7 protein-coding genes are annotated in these 11,821 nt (G+C 38.2%); 4 read left to right on the top strand and 3 right to left on the bottom strand.

Features of this window, described 5'->3' with window-relative positions; all coding sequences use genetic code 11:
- Nucleotides 1–123 precede the first annotated feature (123 nt).
- Both ABD005_RS05010 and ABD005_RS05005 read left to right on the top strand, forming a co-directional pair.
- Entirely contained in the window at nt 124–2,742 is a 2,619-nt protein-coding gene (locus ABD005_RS05010; protein WP_343815704.1) for a TonB-dependent receptor, read from the top strand.
- A gap of 104 nt (nt 2,743–2,846) precedes the next feature.
- The gene (locus tag ABD005_RS05005; RefSeq protein WP_343816374.1) at nt 2,847–4,376 is read left to right on the top strand and encodes a tryptophan halogenase family protein; all 1,530 of its coding nucleotides are present in this window, start codon (nt 2,847–2,849) and stop codon (nt 4,374–4,376) included.
- Nucleotides 4,377–4,462: 86 nt separating this feature from the next.
- On the opposite strand, the gene ABD005_RS05000 is transcribed toward ABD005_RS05005, so the two are convergent.
- The 3 genes from ABD005_RS05000 to ABD005_RS04990 all read right to left on the bottom strand — a co-directional run bounded on the left by ABD005_RS05000 (nt 4,463) and on the right by ABD005_RS04990 (nt 7,550).
- Nucleotides 4,463–6,022 (bottom strand): tryptophan halogenase family protein, encoded by a 1,560-nt coding sequence (locus ABD005_RS05000; RefSeq protein WP_343815701.1) that lies wholly within the window; start codon nt 6,020–6,022, stop codon nt 4,463–4,465.
- 12 nt (nt 6,023–6,034) lie between these two features.
- Nucleotides 6,035–6,742, bottom strand: a complete 708-nt coding sequence (locus ABD005_RS04995; RefSeq protein WP_252738950.1) for a SapC family protein — start codon at nt 6,740–6,742, stop codon at nt 6,035–6,037.
- 91 nt (nt 6,743–6,833) lie between these two features.
- Complete coding sequence (locus ABD005_RS04990) at nt 6,834–7,550, bottom strand: DUF6445 family protein (RefSeq protein WP_343815698.1); 717 nt, start codon at nt 7,548–7,550, stop codon at nt 6,834–6,836.
- 208 nt (nt 7,551–7,758) lie between these two features.
- Between ABD005_RS04990 and ABD005_RS04985 the strand changes: the two genes are divergently transcribed.
- Nucleotides 7,759–10,419 carry a family 20 glycosylhydrolase gene (locus ABD005_RS04985; RefSeq protein WP_425544885.1) on the top strand — a complete coding sequence of 887 codons (2,661 nt, stop codon included), beginning with the start codon at nt 7,759–7,761 and terminating at the stop codon, nt 10,417–10,419.
- A gap of 440 nt (nt 10,420–10,859) precedes the next feature.
- Nucleotides 10,860–11,780: an N-acetylglucosamine kinase gene (gene nagK, locus ABD005_RS04980; protein ID WP_343815692.1), complete on the top strand. Its 921-nt coding sequence runs from the start codon at nt 10,860–10,862 to the stop codon at nt 11,778–11,780.
- The last annotated feature ends 41 nt before the right edge of the window (nt 11,781–11,821 follow it).

The following is an 11,821-nucleotide window of genomic DNA, read 5'->3' as shown; positions in this document are numbered from 1 at the left end:
GTTTTAGTTATCTCATGACAGCGTTGTCATTAAAGGCGAATGCAAAGATTTGAGATTTAGTGAAATAATCATACTAGATATAAAAAAATATTTTAAAAACAAAACGTGTGTAAGGGAAAGTCGATGTCATCAAAAACATTTAAAAAAGGTTTCTTAGCGAGTTCAATCGCTATGGTTTTAGCTGGTGTATCAGCACAAGCTAGCGCGGCTGATGAAGCAGCTGCTGCAGTAAATAAAGACGAAGTTGAAGTAATTCAGGTTACTGGTATTCGTGGTTCATTAAAAGCATCATTAAATGCTAAGCGTTTTTCTAACGCTGTGCTTGATGCGGTATCATCAGAAGACATTGGTAAATTCCCTGATGGCGATGTTGGTGAATCATTAGGTCGTATTCCTGGTGTTGCTGTTAACCGTCAATTTGGTCAAGGTCAGCAAGTTTCTATTCGTGGTGCTTCTGCACAATTAACACGTACTTTATTAAACGGTCACACAGTTGCATCAACTGGTTGGTACGACCAACAAGATATTGACCGTAGCTTTAACTACACTTTATTACCTCCTGAGTTAGTTGGTGGTATTGAAGTATACAAGTCATCACAAGCAAACATCGTTGAAGGTGGCGTTGGTGGTACAGTTATCGTTAAAACTCGTAAGCCTTTAGATTTAGAAGCTAATACATTATTCGCAAGCGTTAAAGCTGATTACGGTACTGTGTCTGAAGAAGCAGATCCTGAAGTTTCAGGTTTATACAGCTGGAAAAATGATAGCGAAAGCTTTGGTGTTTTAATCGCTGGCTCTTTCTCAGACCAAACATATCAACGTAACGGTATTGAGTCATTAGTTGGTTGGGGTGACATTGTTCCTTCAACGTTTGAGCAAATGCGTGAGCGTACAGCGCTTAACCTTGCTGTTCAGTATGCACCAACTGATGAACTAGAGTTCGGTTTAACAGTAACTAGCTTAGAACTAGATGCTGATAACTTAAACACTTCTATGTTTACTATGTTCCAAGATGACAAAAATGCTAGCTGTGAGCAAACAAATGCTGACGGTACATGTACATTCTACCGTCGTCCAGGTACTGGTGCTAATCCAGGTTGGACACAAACATGGGCTCGTTCAACAGGTATGACTTCAGACACTTACGATTTCGATTGGAAATATGAAGCAGAGAACTTTACGTTATCAGGTCGCGTAGGTAACACTAAATCTGAAGGTGGTACTAAACTTACTGCTAACTACGGTAACTTTATCGGTACTCCTGCTGACTTTAAGGGTACTTACGATGCAACTGGCGATGTAATTGCTATTGATATTGCTAATAAAGTATTTGGCGCTGAAGACTTTAATGGTGATTTAGCATCAGCTGGTTGGGCACTTAAAAAGCAACCTAACTCTGATGAAGAAACTTATGTAAACATTGATGTAGAAGTTCCTGTTGACTTAGGCGCTATTAGTGCTGTTAAAGCGGGTTTCCGTTATGCAGATCACTCTGTTGCACAACAAACATTAAATGCTAACTCTTCTGGTATCGTTGGCCAAGACGCTTCAGCATTCTACTCAGGTACTATGACATCAGGCGCTGGTTTTGTATTACCTAAGCCAAATTTTGATGCCATGATTTCTGACTCTTATCAGTTTATTGATAGCTATTCAGAAGCTAAAGACGGCTACGGTACTGTTGATGAAGAAAACTTAGCTGTTTATGCAATGGCTGATTTTGATGGTGACGGTGTTCGTGGTAACTTCGGTATTCGTTATGTAACAACTGATGCATCATCATCTTACTATGACTTAGATGCTCAAGGTAACTACGCTGATACATTATCAACTGATACTCAAGACTACAGTGAAGTATTACCAAGTGTAAACGTTGCATTTGATTTATCTGATGACGTGATTTTACGTACGTCAGCGGCGCAAGTTATGTCTCGTCCTAACTACACAGATATGTTCTCTAGTTATGCATTACCTGGTTACAATGACGGTACTGCAGGTAACGAGCGTGTTCAACGTGGTAACGTAGGTTTAAACCCGTTTAAAGCATTCCAATCTGACTTAGGTGTAGAATGGTACTTCAGTGAAGACGGTATGTTCAGTGCAACTTACTTCTTAAAAGAAGTAAATTCATTTGTAACAACTGTTCAGGTTCTTAACCAACAAATTGGTATTGAAGATCCTAACCTTGCTGCTGCTGGTGAAAGTTCTTGTGGTGTAGGCGTTTACGATTGTTGGACACTTATCAACAAAGAAAACGCAACTGGCGGTAAGATCAAAGGTATGGAGTTCCAACTTCAAGACGCATTTAGCAACGGTTTAGGTTACTCTGTAAACTACACTTATGCTGACGCAAGCTCTCCTGCAAGTAACTACCCTGATCAAATAGGTGTTTTCTCAGATTCATCTAAGCACACTGTTAACACTGTAGGTTACTACGAGAATGATTTCTTATCAGCTCGTTTAGCGTACAACTGGCGTTCAGAGTACATGATTCGTGAGTCTGGTTTCTACGGTCAACGTCAACACAAAGACTACGGTACATTAGACTTTAGTGCTACTTGGTCTGCAACTGATTACTTAGATGTAACATTTGAAGCAGTTAACATCCTTGAAGAAGATAGTGTTCAAGTGGGTATTGCAAGTGGCGATGCACAGGTTAAACCTGAGCTTAGACATGGCTACCCAGCGTGGAGCTTTGAAGGCGAAGCACGTTATAAAGTGGGTGTAGCTGTTCGTTTCTAAACGATAGTTAATAACTACTTAATAAAACCCAGCCTCGGCTGGGTTTTTTTATATAGAAACTGCTGTATTATCAGTACAATAAAAAATGATAATTTAATAGGATGATAGCTATGCAGAATATTGTCATTGTGGGTGGTGGAACAGCGGGCTGGTTAGCTGCAAACCATTTAGGTAAAAAATTTAATCATAATGATGCAGTCACTGTTACTTTGATTGAATCTCCTGATATAGCACCTATTGGTGTTGGGGAAGGAACTGTTCCTCATATTAGAAAAACCTTATCTAGCTTTGGTATTAGTGAAACTGAGTTTATTCGTGAATGCGATGTTACCTTTAAACAATCTATTAAGTTTGTGAATTGGATGGATAAAGCAAAGCATGGCAGCGATAATTTTTTTCATCATTTGTTTGATGCTCCCAGTAAGTTTGGTGATGATTTAACGCCATATTGGCTTAATCATGGAGCAGAAAAAGCATACGCAGATATGGTTTCTCCACAGCATAGTGCTTGTGAAAAGCAAAAAGCCCCTAAGTCTATTACGACCCCTGAATATGAAGGAACACTTGGTTATGCTTACCATTTGAATGCAGCTAAATTTGCTAATTTATTACGAAAAAATGCCGTTGAAAACTTTGGCGTTCAGCATATAAAAGCAAATGTTTTGGAGGCAGAGTTACATGAAAGTGGTGCTATAGCAGCACTGATTACTAAAGAAAGTGGTAGGTTGGCCTATGACTTTTATATAGATTGCAGTGGTTTTGAATCATTGCTACTGGGTAAAGCTTTACAAGTTCCTTTTATTGAAAAGTCTAAAGAGTTATTAGTAAATTCTGCATTGGTAGTTCAAGTGCCTACTCAAGAGAATGATGAGATTCCGCCTTATACCGTTGCAACAGCACATCAAGCTGGCTGGATCTGGGATATTGCTTTGATTAATAGACGTGGGGTTGGTTTTGTTTATTCTAGCGATCATATGAGTGATGAAGAAGCAACAAACAAATTAGATCGTTATTTACATGGTAACCCTACAGGGCTGAAGTATCGAAAAATTCCAATGAAAGTTGGACACAGGGAAAAATTCTGGCATAAAAACTGTGTATCATTAGGATTAGCGCAAGGATTTTTAGAGCCGCTAGAAGCAACCTCTATTTTGTTAACTGATTTTGCTGCAGGCTTTTTAGCCGATCGTTTTCCACAATCCTTCGAACAAACATCTGAACTAGAACAACGATTTAATCATGTGATGGGTTACGCTTGGGATAGAGTTATTGACTTTATTAAATTACATTATTGTATTTCAGATAGGGAAGATTCACAGTTTTGGTTGGACAATAAAAAGTCAGAAACTATTCCTGATACACTTAAAAAGCGATTAGCATTATGGCAACACTTTAGCCCTCAAAGAGAAGATTTTTTTAGCAAATTTGAAATATTCGATTACGATAATTATTTATATTTGCTTTATGGGATGCACTATCAAAGTAAGTTGTCAGCATTATCATCGCAGTATCATAGTGCCGCCAAAGAACATGCTTTACGTATAAGTACTATTTCAGAACAACTTAATCAAAAGCTGCCAGGTCATAGAGAGTTAATTAATAAGATCAAAAAATATGGTTTACAGGCTCTCTAACCGTGCATAAAAAAGCCCAAATCATAAGTATTGGGCTTTATTGTGGTGTGTCAGTGATACGTTTTTATAGAGGTAGTGAGTTGTGTTTACTTACTTTTAGGCCATTTATCCCCATAAACTTTAGCAAGTTGCTCGTTATGAACTGAAAATTGTTGACTGACATGCTGACAATAGTTAATGATTTCTGCGGTAGGCGCGACTTTTATATGTTGCTCTGGCTTTGTCACTGTTGTTGGAAAGTGACCTTTTCCAGCAAATAAGCAATACCAGCTAGGTGCAAAGTAGGTTAACTCAGCATTGTGACGTGTTAATTCCGCTTCGAAATCTCCGCCTTTTGTGTGCCATGCATTAAGTAGCGCGTTCAAGCGAGGTGAGTTGTTTGTGTTATCGCGATTATCACACCAATATTGGCTATCAGTGCGTGAGTTTAGGCGATAATGAGCAACAATATAATCTTTTATACTCTCAAATACTTCATTTAGCTGGGAGTTGAAAATATTTTGTTGGCCTGCGGTATCACGTTGTTCGGTAAACATTTCTTCGTAATGACTAATAAATAGTTCGACAGTATGCTGAATTAACATCAGTGCCGTTGCTTCTAACGGTTCAATAAAGCCTTGTGATAGACCTACAGCTAAAACATTTTTGTGCCAATGATGTGTTAACCTACCGAGGCGCATAGGGATAACTCTAGCCTCATAACCTTCGCAGCTTTTACCTATATGGGCTCTAAGCTCTTTTTCTGCTTCTTCATCAGTAATGTATTTAGATGAATAAACATAGCCATTGCCATAACGGTTACTTAACGGGATATTCCATGCCCAGCCTGATGAAAGGGCTGTTGATGTTGTCTGTGAGGGAATATCTTGTGTACAGTCTATTGAAGACTGAATGGCAACCGCTCTATCATTGAATAAGCTGTCACTATAATCTACAAAGTCAACGTTAAGTGCTTTGCTGATTAACCGCGCAGCAAAACCTGTACAGTCGATAAATATATCAGCATTTTGTTCGCCATTAGCTTTTGTTATAAGGCTAGCAATTTCACCGCTGTTGTTGAGTGTGACATCATCAACGGTATCAACTAAATGTTTTACCCCCATTGAAAGTAGGCGTTCCTTTAAGAAGTTACCGACCAGTGCCGAGTCAAAATGGTAGCCATAATCCATTTCGTCTCTTAATTGTTGAGCGGCGATTGGACTTTTAAAGTTTTTGGCTAAATAAGACTGTAACCAGTAATCATCGGGGTGAGCGGGTACATCGATGCCATCTCGTCTTAAACGGGCGTTATGCATAAAAGCATTGCCTGTTTTCCAGTCGGCTTGAGAATAAAAAGGGTGAATGTAAGCGGAAAAGTCAGCGTAGGCGGGGTCATCTTTGCTAGTCCAGCCGGGAAAGCTAATGCCGCATTTATAGGTGGCATTACATGCAGGCATCCATTCTGCTTCCTTTATGCCTAGGTAATTGAAGAATAACCGTAAGGCAGGGGTTGAACCTTCACCAACCCCTATTTTATTGATGACATCAGACTCAATAAGTAATATTTCAGTGCCTTTATCAGCCCATGCCTTCTGAATAAGACTTGCAGCCATCCATCCTGCGCTGCCGCCACCAAGAATTATTATTTTTTTAGGTTGTGCTGACATTCACAATTCTCTCTATTTCGCTTCGAATGCGTTTTGCTTTATGGTTAGGCGTGTTATTTGATGTAAAGAGGCTAAGTGTGCGTAAATTAGTGGTAATAACCCTTTAGTGCGTAGATCTTCAAATTCTTCAGTAGATAATGCGTTTAGCGCTTTTTCATCAATCAAATAGATACCGTTAAGTAAGAAAGGCTCTTGTTCACTAGTAAGTTTCACGTTGAGTTGTTTTGAAGCCAGTAACCTTTTCTTCGCAAAGATATCAATTATTGCTTGAGTTTGTTCGGTAAACTCGGCAACGCTTAGTAATGCTTGAGTTCTTTGTTTTAAAAATTCAGTTTGCTCGCCTTGCTCGTCAAATAAAGCATCACCAGTTTCAGTATTAACAAATACACTCTTTTCATCAATACATACAACGACTTCATCACTATTCTCATTGGTTTGTATTAATGAAAATGGCGCATTATGAAAACCTAACGGTGCTACAGCACAAGACCATTTTTCGTCTTGACAATACAAGTTAACGCCTGAGCGTATTCCCATCATGGCAACACTGATAAACTGCCCCGTTTCTTCATTTTTTACAAAAACAATAGGGAACTCTGTTGATAATGGAATGAAGTCTTGTACCGTGACAGGAATAAGTTGTTGTTCTTTAAAGCGAGAAACATTATTGTTTTTTTTAATTTTTACATTGGCATGTAATTTGTTATTTAAAGGGATCATGAAAGGTACTCCAGTATTATCTTTATAGTTATTTATTGGGTTGTTTTTAGGTGTTAAATGCATCAAAGCATATTAACAACAGAATGAATAGTTACTTCGTTGTTATACTCGCAAATGATGAAATAGAAAGCCGTCCTTGATTGATATCACCACAATAGCTTTCATTAGAAACCAAGTTAGCGCTATGTAATATATTGGCAGGGTATATAATTAAGCGATTAGGCTGAGCATCAATGGTTAACACTTGCTCAAATAAGCTCGTTGATTGGGTAATATAGCTAGTGTGCTCTTCTGGGCTTTGTGTTACTTTCTCTAACATTTCGGGGACAACGGCTTGGTGCTGCTGAGTAAAGGCAATTAAGTTTTTAGGTTTATAACGATAAAAGCTTGTACCGCCTAATGCTTGACCTGATAAATAATGAACGAAAGCGTAATCGTCATCATTACATGAGTCAACATGCGGCATTTTTTGGTTAGCACTCAGATCAGTTGGTGGGCAAGTGACTAAAGATAACAAACTTTTATTCAAGCTTGATTGATACACAGCATCAGGCTTAATTTCTTTTAATAGGATGTTGTCAAAAAAGGCCTTTAACAATCGAGTATAAGGTGCAGGCATTTTATCTCGCATACCAGGAAATAGCGTATTGTCTGAAAACATGGGGTTAAAATAGGCAATGTTGTGCGCGAAATGCATAATAGCGTCACTATTAAATAAGAAATTATCAATGACCAATACCGATACATCGCTATCAGAGATTGTAACTTTATTTAAAGTGTAATCAGGGTTTACTCTTAGATTTTTCATGCTATTCATCGTTAGTGTTCTTATTTTAGCAATACTTGTGTGCGCATACTCGCAATGTTGAATAAATCATCATTTTGATAAATCAATATACTCAGGTTTGACAGCGCTGTCAAAAATAGAGATAGTGAGCCAAGTTATAATATTAATAATAAACTATTTCGCCGTGAATCAACTCGGACAAAGGCCTTTTAAAATGCATATAAAAAAGATGAATAAAAAAATCTTAGCGTTAACTATTGCTGCTAGTTTTACCTTGCTAGGGTGTGAACAACCCATTAATAGCCAACAGGCTATTATACCTGCAGCAGAGCAACTAAAAATACTGCATAGCGCCACACAAATAGATGTTGATAATATTGCCGAAAATTTGCAGGTTAAGTACCGCTTGAACACCAATATCCCTAGTGAACATTGTGATAGCGCTATTGAAAACGGCACTTGTTATGAAGCTGAGCTAAGCTTTAATGCATCAACAATTATTAACGCAAAAGATTGGTTCATTTACTTTAGTCATATTGCACCTATTCAATCCTTTGAAAGTGATGAGTTTTCGATAGAGCATATTAATGGCGACTTACATCGTATTAGCTTGCAAAATGGTTTTTCTGGCTTTAAAGCGGGTGAAATTAAAACAGTTTCATTTCGTGCTCAATTTTGGATGTTGGCAGAGTCAGATGCAATGCCTAACTATATTGTGAGTGCTCAAAACTTAAAACCGCGTGTTATTGAAAGTACTATACCAGTGATTGACCCTGAAACAGGGTTAGAAACGCTCACTCATATTGAATTAGCAAATGATCTTGATAAGCATTTTAAGCGGACTGTGAACGATAATACCGTACGATTAACAAGTGAAAACTTATTCGAACGTAACGCTGCGGCTAATCTCACCAGTGAAAAAAATAAAATTGCGGTTACTAATGCCATTATTCCAACACCTAAGTCCGTTACGGTTGATGCCAAAAATGCCTTTTTGAATATCGATCAAGGGTTGGCGATTCATTTAGGTAATGTTGATAAAGCTCAAGTTGCTTCAGCGTTGAGTCGTTTAACAGCTTTAGGTATTGCTGAAAATAAGCAAGGATTACCATTACATTTAAGTATTAGTGAGAATAAAGATAAATTATTGGGTAGCTACAGCCTTAATATTACCGATAAAGACATCAAAATTGTTGGTGTTGATGCGAATGGCGTTTTTAACGGCATTCAATCTTTAGCAAGTTTGGTGACTTTAGGTGAAACACGTCTACCTTTATTAAATGTTGATGATGAACCGCATTATACCTTTCGCGGTATGATGGTTGATGTTGCACGTAACTTCCATTCTAAAGAGTTCATTTTATCGTTACTGGACCAAATGGCTGCGTATAAGTTAAATAAGCTACATTTACATTTAGGTGATGATGAAGGTTGGCGTTTAGAGATTCCAAGCCTACCAGAGCTTACCGAAGTAGGCAGCAAACGTTGTTTTGATATTCAAGAAACAAGCTGTTTAATGCCGCAACTAGGCGCAGGTGTTGACCCCACAAGTTCTGTTAATGGTTACTATAGCGTTGCTGATTACCAAGAAATTCTAGCAGCAGCCACAGCGCGTCATATTCAGGTTATTCCATCATTAGATATGCCTGGACATTCACGTTCATCAGTAAAAGCGATGAATGCGCGTTATAAAAAATATCAAGCTTTAGAAGATGAAACTAAAGCCAAGCAGTTCTTATTAGATGACTTTGAAGATACCACTAAGTACTCCTCAGTGCAGTTTTATGGTGATAACACCATTAATGTTTGTCTAGAGTCATCATACGACTTTATTACTGAAGTCATGAAACAAGTTAAAAAAATGCATAATGATGCAGGTCAACCATTAACACGCTATCACATCGGGGCTGATGAAACAGCAGGCGCTTGGATAGACTCACCTGCTTGTCAGCAATTTATTGCTAACAATGATAAAGGTGTTACTAGCATGAAAGAGCTTAGCGCTTATTTTATTGAGCGCGTTGCGGGTATATTATCTGATTTAGATATTGAAACTGCAGGCTGGAGTGATGGTATGGAGCATACGCGTAAAGAGAATATGCCTGCTATTGTGCAAGCAAATGCGTGGGATGCTTTATTTTGGGGAGGGCATGACAAGGTTCACGCATTAACTAATCGTAATTGGCAAATGGTGTTATCAAGTCCTGAGGTTTTATACTTCGATCAACCTTATGAAGCAGATCCTAAAGAGCATGGCTATTACTGGGCTTCACGGGCAACCAATACTGAAAAAATCTTCCAATTTATGCCAGATAACTTACCGGCTCATGCTGAATTTTGGACAAATAGAGAGGGTAATGCCTATATTGCTGACGATACTAAAGTTCCATTAGCGCCAGGACAAAAATTTTATGGCATTCAAGGGCAGTTGTGGGGAGAAAATACTCGTACTGGTGCTATGGGTGAGCATAAAATTTACCCGCGCTTACTTGCGCTAGCGGAGCGTGCATGGTACTCAGCTTCATGGGCTGTGCCTTATGATTATCAAGGTAAAAAGTACAGTCAAGAAACTAACAATTTTACTGATGAAATGCAGGTTTCACGTGATAACGCGTGGGCTTTATTTGCCAATGTGCTCGGTCAAAAAGAGTTTGAAAAACTCGAACTTGCAAATATTGATTACCGCCTACCAACCGTTGGTGCTGTTATTAAAGATGGTAAGTTATTCGCAAATGTTGCCTTCCCAGGTTTAACTATTGAGTATAAAGTAGGTAAAGGTGATTGGCTGACTTATGTTGAACCTGTGGTAGTGAAAGGTCCTGTTATGGTCCGTAGTCGTAGCATTAATGGTCTTCGTGCTAGTAGAACAACCAGTGCTTTATCAAAGTAGCCAAATACAATAAATGCGAAACATCAGCTTTAATAACGGATGTTTCGCATTAGAAGTAATAAAGTCTTTCCGCTCTTTATTTTACAGTGTTATTCACATAGAGTGAGTACCTCGAACAGTAATTGTTACGGGAAATTTCCACCAAGGTTATGACTTTTCACTCAGAAAGGTTTATATTTTTTACGAATAATAAAATGACATTAATAAAGCGGCGGCTAAGAGAAGCAAGATTCACCGCTTATTTTTTTGTATAATTTAATTAAAATTGTTGATTTTATAAAAAAGTAAATGACAACGCTGTCATTTGTGGCTAAGATTAAAAGCATCAAAAATTGAACAATATTCTTTTCAAAAAATAAGTATTAATTCAGTATTACTGAATAATCATTAAATAAACGAAAAGTATATCTATGAGCACAAGCATAAATTAAGAGGCTGGTATGCTGACAAGCAGTGATAATAACAATGAGCTATTTTTAGGCATTGATGGTGGTGGTAGTAAATGTAAAACCATCATTATGAATAAAAATAATGAAGTCCTTGGTACGGGGATATCTGGACCGGGTAACCCACTTCACGGTTTCGAACAAGCAACCAACTCTATTACAGAGTCAGCTAAGTTAGCGTTAGAAGATGCAGGCTTGGCTCACATTGAATTAAATGAGCTTAATGCTGGTGTTGGTTTAGCTGGGGTAAATTTACCGGTATTATTTGACCAAATGGCGGCCTGGAAACACCCGTTTAAGCAAATGTATTTAGCAACTGACTTGTTAATAGCCTGTTTAGGGGCGCACCAAGGTAGTGATGGTGCAGTAATTATTACAGGTACTGGTTCATGTGGTTTTTCTTGTATTGATGATGAGTACTCTATTTTAGGTGCTCATGGTTTCCCACATGGCGATAAAGGTAGTGGCGCGTGGTTTGGTTTACAAGCAGCTAAAAATGTATTGTTATCAATTGATGGCTTAGTGGAGCCAACAATTATGAATGATGTGCTATTAAATAAGTTGAACTGTAAAGATGATACTTGCCTAGTGGAAGCTATTGCCGGTAAAAAAGCGACTTATTATGCACAACTTGCTAACTTAGTATTTGATGCCGCAGAGCAGGGCGATAAAGTCGCACTGGATATTGTTAATGAAGGTGCAGAATATATTAATAGTATGGCACGCAGTCTAAAAGCTAAAAACCCTCCTCGCATGTCTATGATTGGTGGTTTAACCCCAAGATTGAAATCATGGCTTGCTAAAGAAATTCAAGCTGAGTTATCTGAGCCTTTAAGTGCACCAGAAGTAGGCGCGGTACTGTTTGCAAGACAAGAGTACGCCAAACAAGTAGCGAAGCAACAGCAATCAGCGTAATCTTACGTTAAAAACGATTTATTGCTGTAATTTCTTTAGAC

Source organism: Colwellia asteriadis (genome assembly GCF_039523295.1).
GTDB lineage: Bacteria > Pseudomonadota > Gammaproteobacteria > Enterobacterales > Alteromonadaceae > Colwellia > Colwellia asteriadis.
The sequence above is the reverse complement of the archived record's forward strand: the minus strand, read 5'-3'. Positions and strand labels throughout refer to the sequence as shown.